Here is a 26,133-nt window from a genome sequence, read left to right on the forward strand (position 1 = left end):
TCGTTCATCTTTCGCTCTAAGAAGATTTTAGACATAAACACGTTAGAGACTAAGGATAGCTTTGTGCCAAACGCAGACATAGATGAAAAATGCCTTTGCATGTCCGCATTTAGTCTGAATCAGAAGTTCCTCACGATTTGTTACTTGTTCAGTAAAATACTACCCACTCTAGTCTATCCATTATGGGGGATACCGAATCTCCCAGACTCCATTACAATTAGCGTACTTACCGTACATAGGAGCAAGCAATGAATATTTCACAAAGCACTGTTTCAGAGCTCGTGGCCAAAATCCCTGGAGCGAGTGAACTATTCGATGCATATCAGATAGATTATCATTTAGCACCCGCTCTCACCTTAAAAGACCTTACTGGTGAAGGAAAAAGTCGATTGACCGAAATTATCGGTAAATTAAACACCCTTGCTAAAGAGGCGGAATTACAACAACCAAATCCATGGTTGAATGCCTCGACCTACGAGCTGATAGCCCACATTCTTGAGCACTATCACGACAAACATAAAGAGCAGTTCCCTGAATTAATTCGCCTCTGCCATAAAGTCCAGTTGTTTCACCATGATCACCCTAAGTTTCCTTCGCGTTTGGAAGCTCATCTATCTGCGATGTTTTTTGAACTACAAGAGCATATGGCAAAAGAGGAACAAATTTTATTTCCGCTCATGCTTGAAGGTCTTTTCCCTTATGGGCCCATTTCAGTCATGGAAGAAGAGCACATTGACCATGCTCGCGCGCTAGAGCAGCTTGCTGATATGACCAATAACTTTACTGCACCTTCGGATGCCTGTCAGACGTGGACCGAACTTTATGCGAAGGCCAAAATACTCCATCAAGACCTTTTTGAACATATACATCTGGAAAACAACATTCTCTTTCGGCGCAGTCAGTAAGTCTGGGTATTCACCATCTAGACACTTGATGTTTGTCTAACCGGCGACACTCTAGGCAAGTGTCGCTCTTGCGCATACTGCGTTAATCACTGCAAATCAGCGACCTTTTTATAAATACGTTCCGCTTTCTCACAAATCTTCTACTCTCAATAATGACATCATCATTTAAGTGTTTATGTGAAGCTAACGTTAAAACCCTTGTTATTGTTATGCTCACTGGTCAGTTTTCCAGTGTTCGCCAGTTGCTATTCCGTCATGGTTTACCATGGCGCAAATCCACCTTATAGCTATGAACAACAAGGTGTCTACAAAGGTATTTTCCCGGATATTTTTAATGAAATAAGTAAACGAACTGGACTGTGCTTTACATACGTGTCCGTTTCGGTGGCGCGGGGAAAAAAGCTATTTGAGCAAGGTCTAATTGATATAGAACCGGGTATGCCCCCAAGTTGGAGAGCTGACTCGGTTAGTCCAGGCTTGTACACCATTGATTTTGCGTTCTCTCGGGAAATCATTTTATCCAATCAAGCAAAGCAGCTTGACTCTGTGCGGCAACTCTATGGGCGAGTCGTAGGACGAGTAAGAGGCTATATCTATCAAGGGCTAGAAGCACATTTTAATCAGTCACCCAACGATGACAAAATCATCGTTTACGACAATACTTCTGAGCGTGAATTATTAGCCCAACTGTACCATCAACGATTCGAATACATACTTATCGGAAACACGACTTCTAACTACTATCGTTTGCTCAATCCAGAATACAAAAAATTTCACGAAGTCTATGAAGTATCAAATCTACCTGTAGGCATGCGTTTGCAAGCCTCATTCGCCAAACTCAAGGTGCAACTAGATGAAGTGCTCACTACAATGATCGCGGATGGCTCAATTGAACGAATTTACGCAAACTATGACCTTCCGCCGACCGAAAACTAATACGTCCATTGACGATTCTCGGCAAATACAAACGATACTTTTATATCTAGCCTGTTCCCTTCTAAAGTAGATTGGACGTTGAAAAAGCGCCCATATCAATACCTAAACTCAGCATTAAGTTAACCCATCACCAGTGTTTTTTTGGTTTTTTGGGTTGTGGCTGACACGCCTTCTTTTTGTAAAAAACGCGCATACTTACTGTCGCTGTGTTCGATGTGTTTTAACAACCAATCGTTGAGCTTAATGACAACTTCATCTATCTGACGTTTGTTACTAATTTCCACAGAGTCGCGGTAACCTCTTAACTCCGCAAGCAGTTTCTCGTGTTCTTTTCTATGAGCCGCTAAATCAGGGTAGCGATGACTTTCTAGATATTGCTCTTCCCATCTAAAGTGAACGGCTGTGAATTCGATTAGGTTACTTAGACGATTAGTGATCGTGCTAACACCGCGGTTTCCATGCACCACTCGGTGCACCTCATTCATAAGCTCCACCATCTTTTTATGTTGACGATCCGCTTCGTCTATTCCCAGAGCACTGCTTTCGTTCCATTTAACCAAGTTACTTGGTTCGTCGAGCCTGTGCTGTTGCTGCACGTCTAAATGGTAACTCGTAACAACTAGGTCCATTTCTTTGGACATAGCCGCCAATTACGAACCAACATCCGCAAGTTCACTGGCACTTTGAGCTGCATTGGTTGCGACATCCGAAATCAACACCACGCTTTGTGCAACCTCTTCAGCCACCACGAATTGCTGCTCCGCTGCTGTGGCGATTTGAACACTCATATCGGTGATCTGTTCAACCGACTTCATAATGCCAACCAGCGCGTTACCAGCTTCTTGCGATTTTTGCACTGCTGACTGTCCCGCATCGAGACAGCCACCGTCCCTATCCCGATTGGATAAGCTCTATCACTTCGCTAATTTCGTGGGTAGAGTGCTGGGTACGCTGAGCCAGTGTGCGGACTTCATCCGCAACCACGGCAAACCCTCTACCTTGCTCACCCGCCCTGGCGGCCTCAATGGCCGCATTCAATGCAAGTAAGTTAGTTTGCTCGGCAACACCTCGGATCACATCCAATATGCTCGAAATACTATTGCTGTTTTGTTCCAGCTTTTGCATTTGTTGTGCTGCTTTTTCGATATTCGATGCCAGTACTTCAATTGCAGCGACGGTTTGCGACACAACGTCTTGCCCGATGATTGCATTGTCTCTTGCCATTTGTGCGGCTTCCGCACCTAGTTCAGCATTTTGAGCGACCTCAGCAACGGAGGCATTCATTTGCGTGATGGCCGCAGAGGTTAACACTAATTGTTCGGATTGTTGTTCCATACCCACCGCCGAAAGCTTACTTTCATTGGCTATTTGACTGGCCGTTGCGGCGATATTCTGACTGGAATTGGAGACCTCCACCATCGAATGCGAAAGCCCGTTGATGATTTCGTTAAGCGCCACACCAATCCCTTGAAGCTCATCTTTACAATTAAGGTGACTACGCACACTCAAATCACCATCGCATACTTTAGATGATACATCTTTGATGTGCTTAAGATTGACAACAATAGCTTTATACATACCAATATAGGCATACACAAGCAGCAAAATATTGCCCACGATAAACAGTAAATACAATACCATGCGGCTATTTGCAGCTTGCGCTTCTGTATCTAACCTAAGCACTAACTCACCGCTCAGCTTAGTGTACAAGCCAAACAATTTACTGATGGTATCGGTGCCTTGCTGAAAAAAAGCATCCGAGCGAAAACTGGATGTATCGTTTTCGACCAGCTCCGCTTTAGCCAGTTGTAAATAGTGATTTAAGTCGCGCTGAACTTGTTCAAATTCCAGTTCAACTCGTGACTTCACTGCCTCATCATCGGCAAACAAATAGCGCACATCTTTTACAAAAGCGCGCAGATATTTGTCAGTGACAAGATTGCTGACCACCAACTTATTGGTCGTCGTAAATTGTTGAGCAGCTAAAATTCCCGCCCCTTTACCACGCAATTGACCCAGCGCTTCGACTTGATTTGGTAATGTATCGACCAAAATATTCACCAAATAGTCGGTTGAGGCTTGCGTGTTTTGGTTTAAACCACCTTGGCGCGCAAGTGTATCAAAGGTTTCGATTACCTCAGCAATAAGTGTCGTGTATTGCTTAAATACGAGGTCTTTTTGGCTTTCAAATGCTGTGTTATTAATCGTTTGCCAGTTTTGATTCAGCCCATTGATTGTCTGACTAAGGCCAAGCCCTTGCCCATACTCAGCATCGATGGCTTGCAACGATTTAAAACTCTCTGATGCCTTGCTACGCATCGCAAGTACCTTGTCTTTAAATCCCTCGTTGCCACTTAAATAGCCATGTGTTGTGCCTCGTGTCACTGCAATATATTCAACAAGCTCTCGCAATGGCTGAATGTAGTTCACCACATTACGTTGAGCTTCTACCCCCTGCGATACCTGATATTGTTTCGTAAATAAAATCGAGAAGAAAAACAACAGTGACAGCAAACTAAGCACAGCCAACACCGTGAATTTGATTTTAAAAGAAAAATAATTGGCGAATTGAATCGCAGGCCTGAAAAAATGCATGACGGCTTTCTCCTTAAAGACTTTTTAAGCACGAATGGGTTAGGGTCTGTGCAGTGTAGTCGAGCGGTGTCATGGTTTTAGTGCTATCTTCACTTCATTTGATGCGCATCAAAAACTCGCCATCATTTGGTAAGCGAATGGGGTAAACCTAACCACGGCCCCCCTTTTGTTCCTGTTTTATTAATAATTTGATATTCGTGATAGGCTACGTTGACTACGGTGGTAATGCCTAAGTGCATGCTCTTGTCGGCGACCTTGGCTAAACGCAGTAACTCGTTTAAGATACCCTATCACCCGCGTGGCATGGTCAATATCCTGCGAACCACAGACTTGGCAATGCAGCTGAGTCCGTTTGTCTATGTGCTCGCACTGATTACAAACCGTTAATTTGACGTTGATACAAAAGTAATTGCAGCCCGTTTTTGCCGCCACGTTAAACAAGTGCAGATATTGCTGGGCGTCCAAATGTTCATCGAGATTTAAATGCAGCGCCGAACCGCCATCTAGATATTGTGTGATGGCTTTGCCGTGCAAAATAAATTTATCTAAGTGGTTTAACGCTTCATCCTCAACTCGGTAAAAGTAACTGTTGTAGCAATCCCTTGGCACTTCGTAGCCTGCTTTGCTATCCCACTTGGCATTTTTGACCCCCAAGTTCTCGGCCGGAACAAATTCGGTATTAAACAAATACCCAGTTTCTTGCGAAGCCTTACGGTTTTCTGCATATATAACCTGTAACTGCGCTTGCACCCAATTTGTGTAATCGGAATTTACTGAAATATCCAACCCCAAAAATTCTGCTGCTTCTACTAAGCCATTAATACCAATCGTTAAAAACTGCTTTTTGAATGAGATAAACCCAGCATCATAAACCGGTAACATGCCTGCACATTGATATTCTTCCATCAGTTGTCGATAGGCGATTTGATACTTGTGCAGCTTTTGCACTTCACTCGCCAAATCTCGTCCATCCTGCACTAGCCTATTCATATTGAGCGTAATCACATTAATCGACCCAGTCGATACCCCGCCCGCCCCGAGGCTGTAAGAGAAGCTATGATCGCTAATTTCATTTCTGAGTCGGCAACACGACGCCAAAGAGTCAGGGTTTTCGGATTGATACACAAAAAACTGCCCACCCTCACTTAAGTTCTGCGCGCAAAGGTTGGCAAACCGTTTATCGACAGGCGCCCCCTCATTCACCAACATGGCAGCGGTAACCACCGGGAAGGTCAAAATTGCTTTGGTGCGCTCGTGATTAAACCAGTTTAGGAAAAAGTGTTGCAACGCGCTGACCGTTGCCCAATTAGGCGAAGTCATATCAGGAAAAACAAAGTGCCCAAACATCGCCTCAAAATATGGCTCGTCATACAAAGAAATATTCCAAAACACACTTTGATAACCGCGTGCGGCCGCCGGTTGGTTGAGCGCATACACCACATGCTGAAGATGGTTTTCTATCTGCGTTTTGCTCGTGACAAGATAGTCATCACCGTAGTCCTGACGCGCAAAATAATCGAAATACAGTAAAAACTCGACCGTGGCGACGGCTCCCGCAAATTGTGCGCTAATTGCAAAAACTAAATTAACAAAGCTACCACAAAACGACTCTAAATGTTTTGGCGCTTTAGACTCGCCACCGAGTTTGGTCAGTCCGTCCAATAAAAACGGATACATAGTAATCGAAGTACAATAGGGTTTGAGGCTGGTTTCATCGTGAACATAAATCTCATGCGCTTCAATTTGCCGAATGTACTCTTGTGCGAGCGCGTCACCAAATAACGCCTTAATCTTCTGACTGACTAAGGCGCGATTAACCTGAATAAAGTAGTCTTTCATTAATTCAGATTCGAGCGTGGCTATATTCTTACTGGTCACATTGGCATTGGCATCCATCGTCGACCCATCAGCCGGGTTAACTGCATGACAATAGTTGTTTATAAAGCTTATTTTTTGTTCAAGTTGTTGTTGTGATAGCGCAGGCATGATGTTCACCCTTTTATAAAGTAAGAATTGAGTAGTTGACCCGAAGCAACATCAATAAACTTTTGATTGGTTGAATGTTGCCCAAGGCCGCCAAGTGATTGGATATAACGGCCCGTTTTGAGATACGTCAGCTCGTTTTTAAGTTGCTCTGACACGTAGTCTAAGCCGGTGTACAAACAGGTTTTTAAACCTTGGCTTTGCGCGTAACGCAGTAGTGGTAACAGCCGATGCTCTTGCCATTCTCCCCCAAAAAACACCACGCAGGTAATTAACCCCTCATATCGGCGCAACCAACCTGCAAATACAGTTTGGGTTAAAGGCGTGCCTAAATTTGCATTCCAGCTTTGTGGGCTATGACACCCTTTGCACCCAAGTTGGCAGCCAGTACAGACAAACCCAAGCGCGATTTCGTTAGGCACTTCTTGAAAACAAACTTGGGGTTCCAATACATTAAACATAACTATATTTAGTGTTACAAAGCTCAGTAAGCACAATATATAGTATCTGTCGTTTTTTAAGCCAGTGACCAACTTGATCTAGATCAAACAATACAGCTAGCAACCAAGGTGAAAATGTGGGTAGTTATAAAGGATGAATTATCAATAAAAAGCACGACGAGTGGCCTACCAAAAGCAACTACCACTCACTACCTACTTAGAGGGAGTTTTTCCACCATGGATGTTTGTTAGACTGCCCTTTTAGCAAGCATAAAGGACAGGTATGACGACCAAAATTGGTATTTTGACGGTGAGCGATAGAGCAAGTCGCGGTCAATACGACGACCTTTCGGGCCCAGCGATTGAAGATACTTTAAAGGCTTACCTCACCTCAGACTGGCAACCCGTATATCGATTGGTTGAAGATGAGCAACCCCTTATCGAGCAAGCCTTGTGTGAACTGGCCGACAACGAGCAATGCAGCCTTATCATCACCACAGGCGGCACGGGACCTGCCAAGCGGGATGTCACCCCAGAAGCCACTGAAGCGGTGTGTGATAAAATGATGCCGGGTTTTGGGGAGCTAATGCGACAAGAGAGTTTAAAATACGTTCCAACGGCCATTCTTTCTCGGCAAACCGCAGGGCTTCGCAATAAGTCACTCATCATCAATCTGCCGGGTAAACCCAAAGCGATCCGCCAATGTCTAGATGCGGTATTCCCTGCAGTTCCCTATTGCATTGATTTATTAGAAGGGCCGTTTATTACCTGCGATGAGTCCGTGATTAAGGTATTTCGCCCAAAATCATAGTTAAGGGGCTTGAGCATTTCTTTTAAGCGAGAGTTCACTCCTCGCTTTTTAAAGAAGTACTTTGTGCCAAAAGCTGGCCTTCAGCGTAACTCGTTTCTGCCCCAAAATGAGTTAGGGTCTCAATCGAGCGAATAGCAATCTTCGCTTTGTCTATTTTTGGCTTCTTTGTTACAAGTTTCTCATATAGTCAGGAAAACGAGCGATTTGGTCGTTTTTATCCCAAAGCAATTTTAGCTTTGAAGGCATAAAGCTACTTGTAGCAATAAGTTATCCAATATGATAAAAAATCGGTAAGTAGAAACTAGAGGCGGTTAGCGGCAGAAAAACGACCGACTCGCTCGTAGATTAAGATTGTTAGCTGCTTCGCCAAGGTTGGGTTTTGCGTCTATAGTTAACATTTAAACATCAATAAAAGGGAATATTATATGAAATTGTTTACAGTAGTGACATCAGCGATAGTCTTAGTTAGTTTTTCAATGTGTACTTACGCAAAACCAAATCAGATAAATGAAATCAGCTTCTTCCAAGAAAATTTTAATTTATCTGACTTTAAGAATACAAACGAGACCACACTTTCTCAATTAATTCGTAAAGTCAATTCTGGAGAATTAGATTCTTCATCTGGTGACGATATTAAGAATTTTATAGAGTTAGGTTTTTCTGACGACTTGGATAAATCAGAATATTTTTGCACTTCATCTGGCTGTATATTGTTTTTGTCATTGAATCATGGAATAGATCGAGCATCGAAGTATCGTTCAGATAGTTATATATCAAACATCAACAACAATGACTGGTATCGCTTCAAGTCTAAGGATGTATTTGAGTCTGATAATAAATACTATCTAGTCTTACTGAGATAAGGCAGCCAACAAGCGCATTAACGCTCACTGGCGTTCGCAGGGGACAAAACTACGTAGGCTCCCTGCGCTACGCTTGGTATTTTAGCCTACGTAGTTTTGCCCGTTATGCGGGCGTTGAGGATCCGCTTTTGGCACTGAGCCGTCGGTCGGCTCTAGCTCATTAATTAGATGGTACGCCCCATCCCTTAGCTAAACTTACTAAGTTGGCTATTACAGGAGGAGACCATCATGTCACAAGTAAAAGTAATTGGTATAGATTTAGGTAAATCGACTTTTCATTTAATCGGCCACGATTTCTCTGGCCGTGAAATGTTTCGACACAAATATTCTAGATCAATGTTAATTGACTTCTTATCTATTCAAGATAAAACCATTATAGCGATGGAAGCTTGTTGCGGCGCTCATTGGCTTGCAAGGAAATGCAAAAGCTTTGGTCACGAAGTAAAACTAATACCGGCTCAATATGTTAAACCTTATGTAAAATCTCATAAGAATGATTACATTGATGCTGATGCAATCGCTGAGGCAGCAACAAGACCAAACATGCGTTTTGTGTCCGTGAAATCAGAAGAAGCTCAATTAGGTATCGTTATTCGTCGTATTCGCTCAGGCTACATCAAAGAGCGAACAGCTTGTATGAATCGAATTGGTTCTATATTGCTAGAGTTCGGCTTGAGCTTTCCTCGCGGCCATCATCAAATGAAAAACCTCTTTCAATGGATAGCTGATCAAAAAGAATTGCCACCACTTTTGCTAGGTGAATTAACCGCACAGTTTGAGTATTACAATCAGCTAAATACTTGGATAAAAGAGCAAGAAAACAAACTACTAGCTTTAAATAAAGAAAACGAAGTTGCTAAGTTATTACAGACTATCCCAGGAGTTGGGCCAATGACAGCTTCCTGTTGTATATCAGCGGTTGGTAGTCCTCAGGATTTTGATAACGGTAGAAACTTTGCGGCATGGTTAGGGTTAGTTCCTTTTCAATACTCGACTGGAGGAAAACCTAGAATGTTAGGTATATCGAAGCGAGGTAATAAGGAATTGAGAGAGCTATTTATTCATGCAGCTAGAGCCGTTATGTGGCGTGACAATACGGCAGAAAAGTTCTTTGGTACATGGCTACTAGACTTAAAATGTCGTAAGCCATTTAATGTTGCTCTTGTAGCACTCGCTAATAAGTTAGCACGAATAGCGTGGTCAGTAATGACGACAAAGAAAGCATTTGAAGTTAGAGTTTAAACCAGTTTGCATATGATAATTAATGATGACAAAACGGTTAGCCACCAGATTGAAGACCTTGTGGACAGTTCAGCAATAATAATGCTTTCTCGTTTTTGAGGACAATCTGGCGCGGATCTCATCGTAGAGCTGGGACTAATGAAAGTCTCTTTTAGACTCTGAATACATTAGCGCAAACCATCTCCGTTATTTTTGATTATTAACTTGCAAAACGGGGCGTACCATACATTCTGTCCAAAAACGAGTTCATCTGACCGACCACTTATCGCTCTTTCTTGACATGAAGATACTGCCAAAATTTAAAAGCGAGGGGTGAACTCTCGCCTACACACTAGAAGAGTAAGGGGCCAAGCCGCTTACTGCACGAGATAAGAAAACCGCTTTTTCTAACGCTTAAACGTAAAAAAGCCAGTGCATGCACTGGCTTTAGGCCTTAAGAGATTCGCTAGGCCTTGCGATGAGAAACGTCAATTAACTCTACAGTACCGTCTTCGCGTACCTCTGCTATTTGTCCGCGTGGTTCGTCCATAAAGAACAAAGTAACAAAACCAACCATAGCAGTACCTGCAATAACGTAGAAGAAAGTTGCGTAGTCAACAAACGACAACACGGTTAAGAACGTCACGGCCCCTACGTTGCCATAAGCCCCCGTCATACCTGCAATTTGGCCTGTTAAGCGGCGTTTAATCAATGGCACTACCGCAAACACCGCACCTTCACCTGATTGCACAAAGAACGAACAAGCCATCGCGGTTGCAACCGCTAACCAAAGCGGCCATTGACTATTCACCATACCCATTAAGAAATAACCACCAGCCAAACCCGCGGTCAAAATGAGCAATGTTGTTTTACGACCAAATTTGTCTGAAATCCAGCCACCCATTGGGCGCGACATGAGGTTCATAAACGCATAAGCACCCGCTACCATACCTGCCATGACAGGATCGAGCGAGAAGGTTTCGGCAAAGAACAAGGGTAACATCGACACTACAGCAAGCTCAGAGCCAAAGTTTGTGAAATAAAGGATATCGAGTACCGCCACTTGTTTAAAACTATAGCGGTGAAGCTCTGGCACTTCTTTTTCGAATACGCCTTTATTGACCGACCATACTTTTTTCACTTCAAACAAGTAAAGCAAAACAAGTGCAACGTAAATAAGATTGACCACGGTACCATCGAGCATCTTTACACCGTTTGGCGACAGTTTCCACGCCAACAATGCCAGTGCTGCGTACATTGGGATTTTCATAATCAGCAGTAAGAAGAAATCGCCTTTTGAGGTAACTTCCATCGCGCCTAAGTTTTTAGGACGAAAATACGTTGAGCCTTTCGGTGTATTGGTCACGCTAGTGTAGTAAATAAAGCCAAACACTAAGCTCATTACGCCTGTGATACCAATTGCGTAACGCCAACCTTCATCACCGCCAAACAACAGAGCGATGGTAGGAAGCGTAAACGCCGCCGCTGCTGAGCCAAAGTTACCCCAGCCGCCATAGATGCCTTCGGCTGTACCCAGCTCATGGTGCGGGAACCATTCCGACACCATACGGATCCCGATAACAAAACCAGCACCGATAAAGCCAAGTAAGAATCGTGCAATCGCAGCCTGCAGGAAGCTGTCGGCAAACGCAAACATAAAGCAAGGGATAGAGCATACGACCAGTAGGCTTGAGTACACCACGCGCGGACCATATTTATCGGTCAGCATGCCGATAATCACGCGGGCTGGAATGGTGAGTGCAACGTTTAAGATAAGTAAGGTTTTTATTTGTTCGGTTGTTAATCCCAGCGTTGTTTTTACAGCTTGCAATAGCGGGGCAAAGTTAAACCACACAACGAAGGTGATAAAGAATGCGATCCAGCTTAAGTGCAAGATTTTCATTTTTCCCTGCATGGAAAAAATGTTGAATTTTTCACTTGCCATAGTTTTCTCCAAAACAGTTTGTTCGAAACCATTTTGGGCTGTCAACGGTAAAAAGATTTGATGTAAATCAACATAATTTGGCCGCGAAATCTCAGCACAAAATCGCTCTACTCCTTTGGTTTTGCGGTGATAGGCCGCTGCAATAGAGCCCATCTAAGCGACTACCTATAAAGGTGTAGTGAGTTTGATAGATAATGGCACGTAGGGGTAATCGTGGTTAGTGTGGCGTGTGTCTAGATTTCGGGTCGTTCTCACTTACTCGGTTCAAACCACACCCATCTTTGATAAATAAAAAAGCCTCCGAAGAGGCTCCATCCATTGCAGGGAATTGAAACGTGTTACACGAATGCTTAGAATTTATGAGTTAGCATCACCCATAACTTATCAGTATCAGTTGCATGCTGCTCGGCATCATACATGGCGTATTTGACCAGCAGGTTACATTTTTCGGACACCTTATACGCTGCGGTTAGGTCGATTTCATTGCCGTAGTCGACACTGCCCGTGTCACTGTCAAATTGATGATACGTTGCCGATAACTTAATACCCGAAACCGCCCCGTTAATGCCAACATAAAAGTCTTTCACACCCGCGCCTGGTGTACCCAAGAATTTATCAGCAAAACCTTGGAATTTATGCGCCGTTGCCAGTGGAGTGCTAAACCCGACGCCATTGTCTGAGCCCAACACTTCGTAACCAACCGTCCAACCAACGGAGCTGACTTTGCCTTTGACTTCCGCTAGGAGGTAGTCGGTATCAAAAGATTTAGGATTGTCAGCATTATCTTGCTGGGTAGCGTAACTTAACGTGTAGTTGACACTGTCAAATGCTTTACCTGACAAACGCATACCAAGTGTCTGAGTCGACAACGCGGCTGCCGTATCAAAGTCGAGCAAATACGCGAAGCCTGTCAGCGAAGTTGTTTCATTCAGTTTGTAACTGACGTTGCCAAGGTACACCGCACCATGCAAATCACCTGCTGCACTCTTTTCACCGAAAATACGATTGACGTTATAGATATAGCTATAGTCCACTTTCAGCGCTTCTGAAGGGCTATACACCACGCGATAACCATCAAAAGTTTGCTCATTTTGGCGCCACGCGACACCACCGACAAAACGCTGGTCGTCTAGATTAATACGCTGTCTTCCTAGCGTAAATTGCGCTTTATCCGTGTTCAATTGTAGATGCGCTTGATTGACTTCTGTCCCTGTTGGGTCAGCAACCACGGGATAAAGCGTATTACCATTAACGGTACTATTGTAATTTTCGTCACCGATGCTCGTTACGTTGTCCATTTCAACGACTGCTTTTAAGCCATTTAATGCCCCTGTTGTATAATTAATGCGAGTTAACAACGTCGACGCATCTGCCTTTTTTTGTAGCCCTGCTTGATCAACATATTCATATCGATAACGCAACACACCACTGGCTTTACCTTGTTCGAGCATTGTTTCTACGCCGTCATGGATTGACGCATTCGCTTGATGGCTGACCCCAAGTAAAACCAAAGTTGCGATAATAGATAGTTGTGTTTTCATATTTTTTACCTTGCTACGCAGTGAAGTTAGACTTAGCGTAAAGGCAAATTTCATTTTTCTTTTGATGTAAATCAATGTCCGAAGTGCACTACCCATCCTGCGCAAAGCCACCTCTTTTGGGGTATAACATCTCACTCTCTATTGCTGTAGGCTAAACGCTAGTTACGTTTACCTTGTTATTGGTATGGATTGAGTTATGCACTTAGATGAAAAGAACACGATGCGTTATTGTCGGCACATTCTGCTTCCTGCAATTCAAGAAGACGGCCAAGAAACACTGTTGCAAAGTCATGCGCTCGTCGTTGGCGCGGGCGGCTTAGGCTGTGCGGTGCTGCCCTATTTAGCCGCCGCGGGGGTTGGCCGAATTTCACTGTTTGACGCGGATACTGTCGATATTACCAACTTGCAACGTCAGATCCTGCATACCGAGTCGCGTGTAGGAATGAACAAGGTACATTCTGCGATTGAAACTTTAAGCGCGCTTAATAGTGAAATACACCTTGCAGCGTATGAGGAACACTTCACCGAAAATCATGCAGAGTTGATTAAATCCGCCGATGTGGTGATTGATTGCAGTGACAATATCGAAACTCGTTTGTTATTGAATCGACTCTGTTGGCAGCATCAAACTCCGCTTATTTCAGGTTCGGCGATCCGCATGGAAGGCCAATTGATCCATTTCCCCATGCGTGACAATGACCCTTGTTATGCGTGTGTTGCTGCGCTGTTCACTGAGCATTCGTTAAGCTGTATGGAAGCCGGAGTTTTATCACCCGTCGTTGGTACCATTGGCACATTGCAAGCCTCTGAGGCATTAAAGGCGTTATTGCAATTACAGCCTGAGCGAGTTTCGCTATTACTTTACGATGCGCTGCAACTTGAATTTCGTCGTTTCTCGGTGCCAAAGCAGGCTAGTTGTTCAGTCTGTTCGGAACCTCGCAATACAAAGCGTTAGCGTAGTCACTAACGCCGAACACATGGAAACAACTCAACAATATTAGTCTGTTGCGAGTCGTGCTCGACTGCAAAGCGTTGGATCAACTGCTTAGAAAATGTCTGTGATAATTTTGCTGTCAGCAATACGCTGCACTGCAGTGCGTTTTGTTTCGCTTCTTGTGGCAGTGCATTAATTTCCGATGAAATGTTGATTTCGCGCGTCACGCTTATCCCAGCCTTTTGCAAACAGGTTTTTGTACACGCAAGTGCGCAACCGTCAATGGCAATCACACATTTAGCCTGCGACAAGCGATTTAGGTGCATTGGCGAGCCTGCAACGATGGGCGCAACCGACATGCGTTCTACTTTTCCTTCGCGCTTTAAAATGGCCGCAATGTCGTCTGCCAGCTCACCACCAGTACAGCAGCCAGAACAGCTTACAACCATAGGTACGTTATCGATACTCATTGTTTGATGCCTAAGGGAAATCCTACTTTGAGCTTAGTAAAGATTAAAAAAAGGCAATTGATCCACATCAACAGGGTTAAGCGATCTAGAAGGACTAAAAAGGGGTAGAGAATAACCCTTGTTGGCTATCCTCTGGATAGAAAATGGGGTTCCCGTTAACCCGGTCTGCCATCTGCTCTAGGCTGTGTTAATACCGGATAATACACATAAGCAAACAAGCCATAGGCAAAACACCAACCACCGATAGCAATGATAATAAGTTGAAAACTCATGTTCGAGAACAATACCACCCCAAACACGCGAATCAGCGCCGCGATTAACACCGCGAAAAAGGCCCAAATAATCGCGTGTTTTACTATCAACTGGCGCCCAGTGTGTCCTAAACTCACTCGACACATCATGCTTAGAATCATATTGCCCATTGCACCAACCGTTAGGCTATGAAATGCGGTAGAGACCGACAACCAATTGGTTGTATACGCCAGCGCCATCAAGAATAACCCTATTGGTATAAACCAGTAGGCCACATGTAAGCTCCACAGTAAAGGCACCGATAAGGTACTCCAAATTCGCCAGCGGAGTGCGCGTACAAGATGTGCGGATGCGCACACTGCTAACAATCCCCCCAATACCGATTTTGGCAGATAATAAACCGCTCCTGTTAAGTAAATCGCAAACACTAACCACGTTGAACCTAATACTAAATACTCAAGCCACGGCTTTGCCTCCACCTTGGGACGACCCAAACCGTTGGCAGTAAAAAATGGGATAACTCGCCCACCGAGTACCGTCATCAGCAAGGTAATCAACCAAATCGCAGACATAAAACCATGCTGATATAACTCAGGCATGGCCAAAATAACGCCTAAGTGCATTAAGAGATTGGATGCACTCATTAACACTAAAATCGGGATAAAGAACAGGTTGCGCATTTGCCCTACCGCGATAATGGGCTTTGCGAGCCAATAACCCGCCAGCGGTAAAAAGGCCAAATCTATCGCGGTCGACAACCACACAGGACTAATCGAAAACGCTAGTAACAACCGCGCACTGAGCCAAAGCCCCACTAACACCGCGAGCTTTTTACCGCGAATACTGGGAATACCAGTCCAATTTTGCACGGCCGTTAATAAAAACCCGACTACGATAGCGCTGGCAAACCCAAAGAGCATCTCATGACTGTGCCAAAACAATAAATTTCCGTAGGGCGAAAATGCCACCGAGCCACTTAACACAAAGCCCCATAACACTAAAGCGATACAACTAAAGGCACCTCCAAATAAAAAAAACGGTCGAAATGCGAGGCGCAAAATCGGAGGGATGAGCTCCTCTTTTTGACTGTCGGTAATTTGCATCATAATTCATCATCCTCCAAAAAATTGTAGCTTGCTGCTTCCTTTAACCTACGACGATAGCGTTCTGCTCGAATCGCGAAATACATCACCATCATACACACTGCCAATACTCCATATAGCAGCATAAAACTGGCGCTATAAAACCCTAGTAACTCCACCACCGCACCAAACAAAATTGGCAAGGTAAATCCACCTAACGCACCAATCGCAGCGACCATTCCGCCTACACTACCCATTTGCAACGGGTAATATTCGTGGATCATTTTAAAGACGCTGGCACGCCCAAAGCCTTGCGCCAAGCCGATGATGAAAAGCAAAATGGTAAACATCCACACATTGATAGAAATATCTAGGTGAACATCTTGTGCAATACCATGGATAGTCATGGTGGTTGGGGGATAACTTAAAAAGAACAAGCAGGTCAAACACACCCAAAACACACTCCAATTAACACTTCTGCCGCCATATTTGTCGGCAAACCAACCGCCCAACGCACGTACAACGGACGACGTTGCGACAAAAAACAGCGTAAATGCCATCGCAAGAGGCAGTGGCAATTGATAGGCTTGGGTGTAGTAATACGGCAGCCACAACAACAAGGCCAAAAACGAGCCGAATACAAAGTAGTAGTAGAGACCAAGTCGCCACACCTGACCATTAGTTAGCAAATCAAGCAAGCGAAGTGGCTTTGCATCAAGTTGAGCATTGGACTCAGGTGAGTTGGGTGCCAGCACCCAAAACAGTACGGCAACAAACAAAAGCCCTGCCGAATAGATTGGCCCAACCCAATGCCAACCATACTGGTCAATCAGCAGCGGAGCTATAACCAGTGTGATAGCGGCTCCTGCATTGCCAACGCCGAAAATCCCCATTGCCGTACCTTGCTTATCGCGGCTGAAAAAATCACACACATAACGGATCCCGATAGAGAAAGAGCTTCCACTTAAACCAAGCCAAAGCCCCACTAAGAGCACCTCAATATAGGAATTCACTACAAACAACAGCGCCAGTGCGGGTAAACACACCAGCATTTGCATCACAAACAACATTTTCGGTGAGCCTTTGTCGGCAGCCATACCCGCAGGAATACGAGAAAATGCGCCGCTTAGCATAGGTGCGGCCAACAACATCCCTACTTCAGTGACGCTCAATTGCCATAATTCAGTAATTGGAATGACCAAAACAGCATACAGCGTCCAAACTGAAAAGTTGGCAGCAAAGGCGAGTGTCGCTAAGGTGAGCGCACGCTTGGCAAGTTTATCTGATGTCATGTTTTCTACTTTATAAAAACTAAGAGCTGGACAGGCTTGAGATCTGAACTACATTTTACCCAAGTTATAACAATATGGTTTATTCCTACCACCAATACCCCATCCACCTAATTTAAAGGCAAAAATCACTTAACCAATTTTGAATTACTTATAATTTTCAATTGATTACGTTTTTCTTGATATACCCACTTTGGGGTACTTGCAGCCGAAAAGATAATTTAAAACGTTTATTTTGGATGTCTTAATGACTATTTTAAGTTCAAATAACCTATCGCAAGCTCGCGACGAGTAAATTAGGGTCGCATTTAAAAGTATCAAGCACATGCAAAACACAAACGTTCAAGCTGGTATGAGCTCATCGGCTGGTGTAAAAGAGATTAATGAAGATTACGCCGGTTTTTTAATCCCCAATGACAACTATCTCGCCCAAGTTAAAGGGATGGCGTTTTGTATTGCCGATGGCGTCAGTTCTGCAGAGGCTGGTAAAGAAGCAAGCGAAACAGCGGTCGAGCGATTTTTAACTGAATACGTTAAAACACCTGATACTTGGTCGGTCAGTCGTTCTGGTGAGCAGGTTTTATCTGCTATCAATTTAAGGCTCTATCGTAAAAGCCATGAGTTTACACAAGATAATAAAGGCTATCTAACAACCTTAAGCTGCTTGATAGTAAAAGGTATCCATGGCCATCTGTTTCATGTCGGGGATAGCCGCGTGTTTCGTTTACGTGGCGACACGTTTGAGCAGTTATCCACCGATCACATCACGCTACTGGGCCACGGGAAATCATTTTTGTCCCGTGCACTGGGCATGGACAACAATATCCATATCGATTATTGCAGTTTTGAACTCAACAAAGGCGATATTTATCTACTCAGTACCGATGGTTTACACGAGTTCGTCCCGACAGCAGAATTACTCAAGACACTCAAACAAGATGCTGACCCAGAAAGGATTGCCCAACAGCTTTGCCAACATGCCGCGGACAATGGTAGTGACGACAACATCAGTTGCGTGGTGGTAAAAATTCACCAACTACCGCACCAAGATGAAAGTGAATTTAACGCGGAGCTGATGCGCTTACCTTTCCCGCCCACTCTAGTTCCAGGAATGAAATTAGACGGTTACAAAGTCGTAGAGGAATTGTTTGCCTCTCCTCGTAGCCAATTGTATTTGGTCGAGGACGAAGAAAGTGGCCAGCGCTTCGCTATGAAAACACCGTCTATTAATTTTGAAGACGATGCGCATTACATCGACCGCTTCTTGAAGGAACAATGGATAGGAAGTCGCATCGATTCGCCTTATGTAGTCAAAATTATTCAGCATTCTCGTCCAAGAACGGCGCTTTATTATTTAATGGAAAGATTAGATGGGGTCAGTTTAGACGTTTGGATGGAGCGTAACCACCCAATTAAACCGAAGCAGGCTATCCAAATAGTTAAGAAAATTGCGTTAGGATTAAACGCTTTTCATTCTAATGACGCCATCCATCAAGACCTAAAACCTGGCAACGTGATGGTATTAAATGACGGCTCGGTCAAGCTCGTTGATTTCGGCTCAGTGTTTGTCGCAGGCGTCGCTGAACTATACCGGCCCATTGAGCATTTGGGTGCACTAGGCACGGCAAGCTACTCGGATCCCAATTATTTGGTGGGCAAAAACTCAGCGGTGCAAGGCGATGTCTATAGCCTTGCGACAATTTGCTACGAGCTTTTTACCGGTCAGTTACCCTACGGTGACAAAGTAGAAGAATGCACAACCATGTTCGACTATGACCGTCTGCGTTATCGAAGTGCTGCAAAGTACAATGCCTTAATCCCAGTTTGGTTTGATAAGGCATTGCAAAAAGGCGTTAATTTCAATTTAACGCAGCGCTATGAGACCGTCGATGCCTTGCTTGCCGATTTAACCAAACCGAACCCCGACTTTTTAAAACCAGAGCCGGAGCCGCAAGAGGCCAGCAGTTTGGTCTTTTGGAAGATTTTAAGTGGTTTTTGGTTTGTCACATTACTGCTAATGTTGTATTTGTTTAGCCAATCACAAGGTGGGAGTTAATCATCTGACGATGATTAACTTGCCACATGCATACCCGCTATGCGATGCCAAAAGCCATTGACATGCCCCTCTGGCCGAATCGAATTTTTATCGTCCATAAAGGCAGTAATCCATTGCAAATCTTGAGATTGATGTGCGCTTATCCTTGCAATAGACGCCACTTCGGACAGCGTGTTGATATCCTGACATAAGTTATAGATTTGTCCTGACATAGTTTGAATACCATTGAGTGTAAACAACTCAGTGCCATCTTGACTGTTTGCTTTGAGGCCCTCAGGATGCTGTTGGCATACCAGTTCACAGCTGTCTTTGGCCACATCATAATGCCGTGCTGTAAAGCATCGCGCGCTGACAGCCAGCGGCAAATAGCCGTAGCTGAACACTTCAAACTCCATGGGTAAATCGCAAACGGCTTGATATTCTTGCTTGATGGCTGCAAGCCAATCTCGTGACAACTCAACGGGCATAACCCAACGGATAGCGCCCAACTGAGCGAGTTTCGCCAGAGCATAGCCGTTATAGACATTGACAGCTGGGCCAATCACAAACGGACGTTTGCGTTCACTGAGAATGTGTACTGCCGCGATATCATTAGCTTCAAAGAGCAGCGATTGGTTATCACATAACCTTTTTAGTTCGCGTATTTGCAGAGGTGACTCGACTAAGGTCAAGGTCGATAGTACCACTTGCTTGCCGGCCTCGATGAGCTGGTGTGACCAAGCGAGATAATCTTCAATGCGCGATAATCGACGTTTGGCACACACGGTTTCACCCAAATACACAATATCGGCGTTCGAGTTCGCCACATCATGATAAAAAGTGTCTAGCTGCGACTTTTGCCAAAGAAATAACATTGGCCCAATTGCGACGTTCATAGTAGCCCTCTCATTCCTATTTCCACTTTCGATGATACGCACCTAAGGTCGTTTGCTGACCTTCTGATAATGCCGCAAGCGTCTTAGTCCAACCTGGGTCGATAGTAAATTGCTCTGACTTTTGCTTCGCTATATCGATGGCTTGACGCCATACTTTAGTGACTTGCTCAACATACGCAGGGCTTCGCTGGCGGCCTTCGATTTTAACCGCTGAAATATTCAATTTGAGCAATTCAGGGAGCAGTTCAAGCGTATTTAAACTGGTGGGCGCTTCGATTGCGTGATAGGTGTGATCGTTAACATTAAACCGCCCTTTGCACAACGTGGGATAGCCCGCTTGTTCTTCTGGTTGAAAGGTATCAATTAGCACTCCGTTGAGCCGTGAGCTCAGTACTCGGTCTTTTTCTTCCCAACGCACAAACTTAGCTGGCGAACACACGCCTGCGGTATTCGGCGACTCTCCGGTCATATAAGAAGATAAGTAGCAACGACCTTCTGCCATAATACACAAACTACCAAAGGCGAATAATTCGAGTTCCACCGAGGTTGTCGCTGCTAGTTTTCGTACTTGCTGGATACTCAAAACCCGCGGTAAGACCACCCGTTTTACCGCGAAGTGCTGCTGATAAAATGCAATAGCACTGTCACTGGTGGCTGACGCTTGCACACTCAAATGCACCACCTGATGAGGATGCCGCGTTGCTAGATAGTCAAGTGCAGCAATATCAGCAACGATCAACGCGTCGACACCCGCCGCCACGGCGTGATCGATAGTACGTTGCCATCGAGGAAATTGCGTGGGGTGCGCAAAGGTATTGATAGCCACATGCAATTTTCGATTTCGCTCATGGCAATACTGGACAGCCTCGATTAATTGCGTTTCGCTAAAGTTGAGTCCTTTAAAATGGCGCGCATTGGTATCATTATTTAAACCGATATAGACGGCATCTGCGCCGTACTCAATGGCCTTTTTTAACGAGGCAAGATTTCCTGCTGGACAGAGTAACTCCATACCCACTCCTGATTATTTAAACTCACCGCTAAATTTTCAATAATGGTAATGGACTTAACTTGCCGAGGTAATCTACCTATATGATTAGTTTAAATGCTATTTTTAAGCACAATGTACCTCAGTTGTTTACCCCGAAGTGGTTAAAACGACTTACTTATTTCACGCCAACCGAGACACTCAAATGGCTTGCAGAGCAGCGTCTTAATGCTCTCTTCAAGGCACAAATCCAAGCGGGAGAACTCGACTTTTTACGCCATCAAAGTGTGTGTATTGAGGTCAGTAACTTGCCGTTGTTTTTGTTTGTATCGTTGGATGGTACAACACTGCAAGTCATCGTGGTGAAATCACCCTTTGTGGCGACCAATATGATGCGCTGTGATGGTAAATTAAGCGGTGATAGCGACAGTTTTTTAGAGCTGATTGCGGGCCACTGCGATCCTGATACCTTATTTTTTAGGCGTAAACTGTCAATAGCAGGCGATACTGAGTTATGTCTCACGTTTAAAAACTGGCTCGACACGCAAGATCCTGCGGGATTAATACCAGCGAACGTGTATCAATCCATTCAGCACTATGTGGCACAACACGCATGAAAAAGGCAGCGTACGCTGCCAACAACCTACCAACAAATAACTTGGGGTTACAGTAGGATAAGGGGAAGTAAGATGAAATACCGTCTGTACTTAACTGCCAACCATTTCAACGAGGTTATCTTGTCTGTCTAACACCACGTACATCGCCGTGTTTTTGCCTGTTTGGACATCACTGACCATCGATTTCATACTGCTATCAATAATGCTGCTTTCGACGTTAGCATTGATGCTAGTTAAAAAAACCAAATCCCAATCGGCATTAATCGCATCGGCTTCTTTACATAGCGCGTCATAGTCACTGAGCTCTTGTGGGAGTTTATCAACGCACATCTGTGGCTGAATAAAGCCTTTATTTACATTGTTATTGGCACTTTCGACATCTGCTTTCGTGAACAACATCAGTAACTTAACCGGCTCAGCTTGGTAGCGTGCCATCGTCAATAATTCTTGAAACTTACTCATAATCTTTCTCTGCAATAATTAAAAAAAGAGCCATAACCTGTAGTTGATGGCTCTAGACAAGTGGAGTGGTTTACGGGTTATAAAACTCGCCGTCTTTTCTGAGGTAGAACCACCAGTTGACGAATACGCACAACGTATAGAAGACAGCAAAACCGATTAATGCGACTTCTGGTGTGGTTGCTTTAATTTGTTGACCAAACACCATTGGGATATAAAACGCGCCGTATGCAGCAACCGCAGATGTCCAACCTAATACAGGGCCTGCTTGTTCTTTTGGGAACACCATCGCGATAGTACGGAATGTTGAACCGTTACCAATACCCGTTGCAGCAAACAGGATTAAGAACAACACAAAGAATGGTACAAAGAATTCTTCTGGCGTTGGTGACTGATAAGCCGCGTGCATGTAGTAAGCCGCACCAAGCGATGAGCCAACCATGACGATAGAACAGATTTGTGTTACAAGCGCACCACCAAGTTTATCCGCAACCCAGCCACCTAGTGGACGAATTAATGCACCAATAAACGGAGCCATCCATGCGTACATCAGTGCACTTGGGCCATTAGGATTCACGGTTTTATGGGTCATCACACCATCTACCATGATGTGTTGGAAACCAAAGATAACTTTGATTGCCAGTGGAAAGGCCGCAGCAAAACCAATGAACGAACCGAAGGTCATGGTATAAATTACGCTCATTACCCACGTATGTTTGTTGTTGAAAATCTGATATTGCTTAGACAAGCTCTGACCAATTGCACCTGGTAGCATTTTTAGTAAAAACACGGTGGTTGCAACAACCAATACCAACACCAGTTCTTTTGGCACACCAAAGCCTGACCCATTTGCTGATTCTGGCAGCATGAGCCACAAACCACCTGCAGCTGTCGCAAGACCGATGGCTAGCATTACGGAAATCATCGCAAATGCGCCAAGTGGAGTGCCTAGATTTGGTGAAACCTCTGGCGTGCGAATATTGTTCATGCCAAACCAAGTAGCAAAAAACAGTGGCACCAGTAGGATTAACCACAAAAATCCGCCGTTTTGGATCCAAGTATCCGAACCCGCTGGGATTTTACCAATCAAGCTACCCGATGGACTAACAAGTGTGACTGGATCGCCACCTAATGCACCAAATACGCCGTAAGTCATAAACAGTGGGATAAGGATTTGCATGGTGGTTACACCAAAATTACCTAAACCCGCGTTTAAACCAAGCGCCAAACCCTGCTGTTTCTTAGGGAAGAAGAAGCTGATGTTCGACATCGACGAAGCAAAGTTACCGCCACCAAAACCAGATAACAAGGCCAATAACTGGTATTGCCAAAGTGGTGTATTTGGGTCTTGTAACGCAAGTCCAGTGAAGAAAGCAGGGATTAACAACAATGAGGTGGTAAAAAATATGGTGTTGCGACCACCACAAAAACGAATAAAGAAACTACTCGGGATCCGAAGCGTAGCGCCCGATAATCCGGCAATCGCGGTCAGGGTAAACAATTCTTCTGCAGAAAATTTAAATCCTGCATTCATCATTTGAACCGTTAATATTCCCCAGTAAAGCCAAACAGCGAAACCACACAGTAAGCTTGGAATTGAGATCCACAAGTTCCGTTGTGCTATTTTTTTACCTTGAGAATCCCAAAAGGCTTCATTTTCGGGTTCCCACTTATGTAGATCAGCCATATGCCGCTCCTAACGTTCGAATTACGTTCACTATGCGATTAAATTCCACATGCAACAATTCACATTGATGGGTAACGGTTTGCTCGAGAGGATTACTCTGAACTACCTACTTTTAGGTATGTATAGCTATATCCAATTGATACTTATCAATATTTTTAAGTGCAAAACAGGTCTTTTGGAGTAGCATGGTGGCTAAATAGTGAATGCGTTGTTAATTCCAGTTACTATAGTGGAAAATGAATATTCGATTTTCCAAAGAGTTAATTATGAACGACTTAGCCACCACCGTATTGTTAGTTGACGATCACCCTCTATTGCGTAAAGGGTTACAACAGCTTATCGATTTGGAAGACGAGCTTACAGTTATTGGAGAGGCTGCCAGCGGTAAAGAAGGGTTGCAGTTAGCCATCGAACACGATCCTGATCTGATTATTCTTGATCTCAACATGCAGGGCATGGACGGTTTAGAAACGCTAAAAGCGATGCGGGCCAACGATGTGACCTCTCGGATCATCATGCTGACCGTATCGGATAACGATGAAGACGTGCTAACGGCTATCAGTTATGGCGCGGATGGCTATTTGCTAAAAGACATGGATCCTGAAGATATCCTTGAGAAAATCAAACAAGCCGCGTTAGGAAAAATGGTACTCAGTGAAAAACTCACAGGGGTACTAGCTCAAGCAATTCGCAAACCCGATGTTTCGCAAAAAGCCAATATCCTAAATTCATTAACCAGTCGTGAGTTTGAAATCCTCAAATTGATTGCAAAAGGCCTATCAAACAAGCTCATTGCTCGCGAGTTGGATATTTCTGACGGCACCGTTAAAGTGCATGTCAAACATCTGTTAAAGAAGCTCAACCTACGCTCTCGAGTTGAAGCCGCGGTATGGATGATTAATCAGCAAAAAGGGGCCTAATCATGAACCAGTGCCCTCCTTCATTTTTATCCTTTAATGACGCTGTTGCGGTGCTACTCGCCGACAATAATATTGCGGTCGACACTGAACAGGTTTTGCTGCCTCAAGCAGTAAATCGTATATTAGCGACGGACATTAGCGCGCCATTTGATGTTCCGGGCTACGACAACTCAGCGATGGATGGCTATGCGTTTAGTTATAACGACTTGCAAGCCTCTGGCGAACTAGAATTAATCGGTAGCGCATTTGCAGGACATCCTTTTCAAGGTGAATGGCGCCAAGGTGGATGTATTCGAATTATGACAGGCGCCGCTGTTCCCGCCCAATGCGACACGGTTGTCATGCAAGAGCAGGCCATTCAACTTGAGCGAGATAACTGCACTTTAGTCCGTTTTGACGGTCATCTCAAACGTCATCAACATGTTCGCAAAAAAGGCGAAGACATAACCACGGGTACAATTCTGTTTAAACGCGGACAACGTCTTAAAGCCACCGACATTGGTATTCTCGCGTCAATTGGCATTGCACAATTGCCTGTATATCAGCCATTAAAAGTGGCTATTTTGTCGACCGGTGACGAACTTCGAGAGCCTGGTACCGAGAAAAGCGAAGGGGAAATTTATGATACCAATCGCTATACCACGCAGGCCATTTTACAAAATTTCGGTTTTGAGGTGATTGATTGTGGCATTGTGCCTGATGTGCCGGAGATCCTAGCAGACACATTTAAACGCGCTCTTAGTTTAGCCAATGTCGTGATTTCATCGGGTGGTGTTTCGGTTGGCGAAGCCGATCACACTAAAACCGTGTTAAATGAGCTCGGCTCGATGCAATTTTGGAAAGTCGCCATTAAACCCGGCAAACCCTTTGCCTATGGTCATTTCCACACTCAAGACACGCATGGTAACAACAAACGCTTTATGGGGTTGCCGGGCAATCCGGTGTCGAGCGTGGTGACTTTGCATCAGTTAGCCTTGCCAACACTTCGAAAAATGGCAGGGGAACACATCGAGCCACAACAACTTCAACGTCTACCATTGGCAAGTCCAATCAGCAAAAAACCAGGTCGTTTAGAGTTTATTCGAGCAAGTATCGACGTTACAGAGTCAGGCACTCGTATCCAACCATTGCAGGGCCAAGGCTCGGGGATCTTAAGTACCTTTTCGCAAAGCCAAGGCTATGTGATCTTGTCCGCAGAAGGATCAAGCTGGCAAGAAAACGAACTCGTCGACTTTTTACCGTTTGATCAAGCGTTAAGTTGAAT

24 protein-coding genes are annotated in these 26,133 nt (G+C 44.5%); 10 read left to right on the plus strand and 14 right to left on the minus strand.

All coding sequences use genetic code 11. The annotated features are described in order from the left end of the window. Positions 1 to 248: 248 nt before the first annotated feature. Both ACFOEE_RS09780 and ACFOEE_RS09785 read left to right on the plus strand, forming a co-directional pair. A complete protein-coding gene (locus ACFOEE_RS09780; protein ID WP_377123686.1) occupies positions 249 to 905 on the plus strand; it encodes a hemerythrin domain-containing protein in 657 nt (218 codons plus the stop codon). Positions 906 to 1,082: 177 nt separating this feature from the next. Further along, positions 1,083 to 1,841 (plus strand): substrate-binding periplasmic protein, encoded by a 759-nt coding sequence (locus tag ACFOEE_RS09785; RefSeq protein ID WP_377123688.1) that lies wholly within the window; start codon positions 1,083 to 1,085, stop codon positions 1,839 to 1,841. A 119-nt stretch (positions 1,842 to 1,960) separates the two neighbouring features. Here the strand turns inward: ACFOEE_RS09785 and ACFOEE_RS09790 are convergent, their stop codons facing one another. From ACFOEE_RS09790 to nrdG, 5 genes are all read right to left on the minus strand, one after another. Continuing rightward, on the minus strand, positions 1,961 to 2,482 hold the full coding sequence (locus tag ACFOEE_RS09790; protein ID WP_377123690.1) for a bacteriohemerythrin: 522 nt from the start codon (positions 2,480 to 2,482) through the stop codon (positions 1,961 to 1,963). Between the two features lie 9 nt (positions 2,483 to 2,491). Continuing rightward, the gene (locus tag ACFOEE_RS09795; RefSeq protein WP_377123692.1) at positions 2,492 to 2,698 is read right to left on the minus strand and encodes a hypothetical protein; all 207 of its coding nucleotides are present in this window, start codon (positions 2,696 to 2,698) and stop codon (positions 2,492 to 2,494) included. Between the two features lie 34 nt (positions 2,699 to 2,732). After that, complete coding sequence (locus tag ACFOEE_RS09800; RefSeq protein ID WP_377123694.1) at positions 2,733 to 4,436, minus strand: methyl-accepting chemotaxis protein; 1,704 nt, start codon at positions 4,434 to 4,436, stop codon at positions 2,733 to 2,735. A gap of 180 nt (positions 4,437 to 4,616) precedes the next feature. Next, positions 4,617 to 6,422, minus strand: coding sequence for an anaerobic ribonucleoside-triphosphate reductase (nrdD, locus tag ACFOEE_RS09805; RefSeq protein ID WP_377123696.1), 1,806 nt, complete (start codon positions 6,420 to 6,422; stop codon positions 4,617 to 4,619). A 5-nt stretch (positions 6,423 to 6,427) separates the two neighbouring features. Beyond that, on the minus strand, positions 6,428 to 6,880 hold the full coding sequence (gene nrdG, locus ACFOEE_RS09810) for an anaerobic ribonucleoside-triphosphate reductase activating protein (protein WP_377123698.1): 453 nt from the start codon (positions 6,878 to 6,880) through the stop codon (positions 6,428 to 6,430). 262 nt (positions 6,881 to 7,142) lie between these two features. On the opposite strand from nrdG, the gene mog reads away from it, so the two are divergent. The 3 genes from mog to ACFOEE_RS09825 all read left to right on the plus strand — a co-directional run bounded on the left by mog (position 7,143) and on the right by ACFOEE_RS09825 (position 9,775). Further along, positions 7,143 to 7,670, plus strand: coding sequence for a molybdopterin adenylyltransferase (mog, locus tag ACFOEE_RS09815; RefSeq protein ID WP_377123700.1), 528 nt, complete (start codon positions 7,143 to 7,145; stop codon positions 7,668 to 7,670). Between the two features lie 425 nt (positions 7,671 to 8,095). Continuing rightward, on the plus strand, positions 8,096 to 8,533 hold the full coding sequence (locus tag ACFOEE_RS09820) for a hypothetical protein (RefSeq protein WP_377123702.1): 438 nt from the start codon (positions 8,096 to 8,098) through the stop codon (positions 8,531 to 8,533). Between the two features lie 228 nt (positions 8,534 to 8,761). Continuing rightward, positions 8,762 to 9,775 carry an IS110 family transposase gene (locus ACFOEE_RS09825; RefSeq protein ID WP_377123704.1) on the plus strand — a complete coding sequence of 338 codons (1,014 nt, stop codon included), beginning with the start codon at positions 8,762 to 8,764 and terminating at the stop codon, positions 9,773 to 9,775. 445 nt (positions 9,776 to 10,220) lie between these two features. Here ACFOEE_RS09825 and ACFOEE_RS09830 read toward each other — a convergent pair whose 3' ends face one another. Both ACFOEE_RS09830 and ACFOEE_RS09835 read right to left on the minus strand, forming a co-directional pair. Beyond that, positions 10,221 to 11,699: a NarK family nitrate/nitrite MFS transporter gene (locus ACFOEE_RS09830; RefSeq protein WP_377123706.1), complete on the minus strand. Its 1,479-nt coding sequence runs from the start codon at positions 11,697 to 11,699 to the stop codon at positions 10,221 to 10,223. 350 nt (positions 11,700 to 12,049) lie between these two features. Continuing rightward, positions 12,050 to 13,240, minus strand: coding sequence for an alginate export family protein (locus ACFOEE_RS09835; protein ID WP_377123708.1), 1,191 nt, complete (start codon positions 13,238 to 13,240; stop codon positions 12,050 to 12,052). Positions 13,241 to 13,436: 196 nt separating this feature from the next. On the opposite strand from ACFOEE_RS09835, the gene ACFOEE_RS09840 reads away from it, so the two are divergent. After that, positions 13,437 to 14,195: a HesA/MoeB/ThiF family protein gene (locus tag ACFOEE_RS09840; RefSeq protein WP_377123710.1), complete on the plus strand. Its 759-nt coding sequence runs from the start codon at positions 13,437 to 13,439 to the stop codon at positions 14,193 to 14,195. A gap of 8 nt (positions 14,196 to 14,203) precedes the next feature. On the opposite strand, the gene ACFOEE_RS09845 is transcribed toward ACFOEE_RS09840, so the two are convergent. From ACFOEE_RS09845 to ACFOEE_RS09855, 3 genes are all read right to left on the minus strand, one after another. After that, positions 14,204 to 14,644, minus strand: a complete 441-nt coding sequence (locus ACFOEE_RS09845) for a putative zinc-binding protein (protein ID WP_377123712.1) — start codon at positions 14,642 to 14,644, stop codon at positions 14,204 to 14,206. Between the two features lie 155 nt (positions 14,645 to 14,799). Further along, a complete protein-coding gene (locus tag ACFOEE_RS09850) occupies positions 14,800 to 16,002 on the minus strand; it encodes an NnrS family protein (protein WP_377123714.1) in 1,203 nt (400 codons plus the stop codon). Further along, complete coding sequence (locus tag ACFOEE_RS09855; RefSeq protein WP_377123716.1) at positions 15,999 to 17,270, minus strand: MFS transporter; 1,272 nt, start codon at positions 17,268 to 17,270, stop codon at positions 15,999 to 16,001. The genes ACFOEE_RS09850 and ACFOEE_RS09855 overlap by 4 nt, the downstream gene beginning before the upstream one ends. 322 nt (positions 17,271 to 17,592) lie before the next feature. Between ACFOEE_RS09855 and ACFOEE_RS09860 the strand changes: the two genes are divergently transcribed. Next, positions 17,593 to 19,323 (plus strand): protein kinase domain-containing protein, encoded by a 1,731-nt coding sequence (locus ACFOEE_RS09860; RefSeq protein ID WP_377123718.1) that lies wholly within the window; start codon positions 17,593 to 17,595, stop codon positions 19,321 to 19,323. 14 nt (positions 19,324 to 19,337) lie between these two features. Here ACFOEE_RS09860 and ACFOEE_RS09865 read toward each other — a convergent pair whose 3' ends face one another. After that, the gene (locus tag ACFOEE_RS09865) at positions 19,338 to 20,198 is read right to left on the minus strand and encodes a U32 family peptidase (RefSeq protein WP_377123720.1); all 861 of its coding nucleotides are present in this window, start codon (positions 20,196 to 20,198) and stop codon (positions 19,338 to 19,340) included. A 16-nt stretch (positions 20,199 to 20,214) separates the two neighbouring features. Continuing rightward, entirely contained in the window at positions 20,215 to 21,210 is a 996-nt protein-coding gene (ubiU, locus tag ACFOEE_RS09870) for a ubiquinone anaerobic biosynthesis protein UbiU (RefSeq protein WP_377123722.1), read from the minus strand. 80 nt (positions 21,211 to 21,290) lie between these two features. On the opposite strand from ubiU, the gene ubiT reads away from it, so the two are divergent. Then, the gene (gene ubiT / locus ACFOEE_RS09875) at positions 21,291 to 21,803 is read left to right on the plus strand and encodes a ubiquinone anaerobic biosynthesis accessory factor UbiT (protein ID WP_377123724.1); all 513 of its coding nucleotides are present in this window, start codon (positions 21,291 to 21,293) and stop codon (positions 21,801 to 21,803) included. 90 nt (positions 21,804 to 21,893) lie between these two features. On the opposite strand, the gene ACFOEE_RS09880 is transcribed toward ubiT, so the two are convergent. Beyond that, on the minus strand, positions 21,894 to 22,265 hold the full coding sequence (locus tag ACFOEE_RS09880; protein WP_377123726.1) for a ribonucleotide reductase subunit alpha: 372 nt from the start codon (positions 22,263 to 22,265) through the stop codon (positions 21,894 to 21,896). 70 nt (positions 22,266 to 22,335) lie between these two features. Then, positions 22,336 to 23,949: an MFS transporter gene (locus tag ACFOEE_RS09885; protein ID WP_377098443.1), complete on the minus strand. Its 1,614-nt coding sequence runs from the start codon at positions 23,947 to 23,949 to the stop codon at positions 22,336 to 22,338. A gap of 266 nt (positions 23,950 to 24,215) precedes the next feature. Between ACFOEE_RS09885 and narL the strand changes: the two genes are divergently transcribed. Continuing rightward, positions 24,216 to 24,869 (plus strand): two-component system response regulator NarL, encoded by a 654-nt coding sequence (gene narL / locus ACFOEE_RS09890; protein WP_377098445.1) that lies wholly within the window; start codon positions 24,216 to 24,218, stop codon positions 24,867 to 24,869. Positions 24,870 to 24,871: 2 nt separating this feature from the next. After that, positions 24,872 to 26,131, plus strand: coding sequence for a molybdopterin molybdotransferase MoeA (gene moeA / locus ACFOEE_RS09895; protein ID WP_377123728.1), 1,260 nt, complete (start codon positions 24,872 to 24,874; stop codon positions 26,129 to 26,131). Positions 26,132 to 26,133 lie beyond the last annotated feature (2 nt).

Origin of the sequence: Pseudoalteromonas fenneropenaei (assembly GCF_042643375.1) — a bacterium.
GTDB classification, from domain to species: Bacteria; Pseudomonadota; Gammaproteobacteria; order Enterobacterales; family Alteromonadaceae; genus Pseudoalteromonas; species Pseudoalteromonas fenneropenaei.

What these genes read in the sequence shown, in the direction of transcription:
- ACFOEE_RS09780 (WP_377123686.1), top strand. Translation starts at nt 249, where the DNA reads ATGAATATTTCACAAAGCACTGTTTCAGAGCTCGTGGCCAAAATCCCT.
- ACFOEE_RS09790 (WP_377123690.1), bottom strand. Translation starts at nt 2,482, where the DNA reads ATGTCCAAAGAAATGGACCTAGTTGTTACGAGTTACCATTTAGACGTG.
- ACFOEE_RS09800 (WP_377123694.1), bottom strand. Translation starts at nt 4,436, where the DNA reads ATGCATTTTTTCAGGCCTGCGATTCAATTCGCCAATTATTTTTCTTTT.
- nrdD (WP_377123696.1), bottom strand. Translation starts at nt 6,422, where the DNA reads ATGCCTGCGCTATCACAACAACAACTTGAACAAAAAATAAGCTTTATA.
- nrdG (WP_377123698.1), bottom strand. Translation starts at nt 6,880, where the DNA reads ATGTTTAATGTATTGGAACCCCAAGTTTGTTTTCAAGAAGTGCCTAAC.
- mog (WP_377123700.1), top strand. Translation starts at nt 7,143, where the DNA reads ATGACGACCAAAATTGGTATTTTGACGGTGAGCGATAGAGCAAGTCGC.
- ACFOEE_RS09820 (WP_377123702.1), top strand. Translation starts at nt 8,096, where the DNA reads ATGAAATTGTTTACAGTAGTGACATCAGCGATAGTCTTAGTTAGTTTT.
- ACFOEE_RS09825 (WP_377123704.1), top strand. Translation starts at nt 8,762, where the DNA reads ATGTCACAAGTAAAAGTAATTGGTATAGATTTAGGTAAATCGACTTTT.
- ACFOEE_RS09830 (WP_377123706.1), bottom strand. Translation starts at nt 11,699, where the DNA reads ATGGCAAGTGAAAAATTCAACATTTTTTCCATGCAGGGAAAAATGAAA.
- ACFOEE_RS09835 (WP_377123708.1), bottom strand. Translation starts at nt 13,240, where the DNA reads ATGAAAACACAACTATCTATTATCGCAACTTTGGTTTTACTTGGGGTC.
- ACFOEE_RS09840 (WP_377123710.1), top strand. Translation starts at nt 13,437, where the DNA reads ATGCACTTAGATGAAAAGAACACGATGCGTTATTGTCGGCACATTCTG.
- ACFOEE_RS09845 (WP_377123712.1), bottom strand. Translation starts at nt 14,644, where the DNA reads ATGAGTATCGATAACGTACCTATGGTTGTAAGCTGTTCTGGCTGCTGT.
- ACFOEE_RS09850 (WP_377123714.1), bottom strand. Translation starts at nt 16,002, where the DNA reads ATGATGCAAATTACCGACAGTCAAAAAGAGGAGCTCATCCCTCCGATT.
- ACFOEE_RS09855 (WP_377123716.1), bottom strand. Translation starts at nt 17,270, where the DNA reads ATGACATCAGATAAACTTGCCAAGCGTGCGCTCACCTTAGCGACACTC.
- ACFOEE_RS09860 (WP_377123718.1), top strand. Translation starts at nt 17,593, where the DNA reads ATGCAAAACACAAACGTTCAAGCTGGTATGAGCTCATCGGCTGGTGTA.
- ACFOEE_RS09865 (WP_377123720.1), bottom strand. Translation starts at nt 20,198, where the DNA reads ATGAACGTCGCAATTGGGCCAATGTTATTTCTTTGGCAAAAGTCGCAG.
- ubiU (WP_377123722.1), bottom strand. Translation starts at nt 21,210, where the DNA reads ATGGAGTTACTCTGTCCAGCAGGAAATCTTGCCTCGTTAAAAAAGGCC.
- ubiT (WP_377123724.1), top strand. Translation starts at nt 21,291, where the DNA reads ATGATTAGTTTAAATGCTATTTTTAAGCACAATGTACCTCAGTTGTTT.
- ACFOEE_RS09880 (WP_377123726.1), bottom strand. Translation starts at nt 22,265, where the DNA reads ATGAGTAAGTTTCAAGAATTATTGACGATGGCACGCTACCAAGCTGAG.
- ACFOEE_RS09885 (WP_377098443.1), bottom strand. Translation starts at nt 23,949, where the DNA reads ATGGCTGATCTACATAAGTGGGAACCCGAAAATGAAGCCTTTTGGGAT.
- narL (WP_377098445.1), top strand. Translation starts at nt 24,216, where the DNA reads ATGAACGACTTAGCCACCACCGTATTGTTAGTTGACGATCACCCTCTA.
- moeA (WP_377123728.1), top strand. Translation starts at nt 24,872, where the DNA reads ATGAACCAGTGCCCTCCTTCATTTTTATCCTTTAATGACGCTGTTGCG.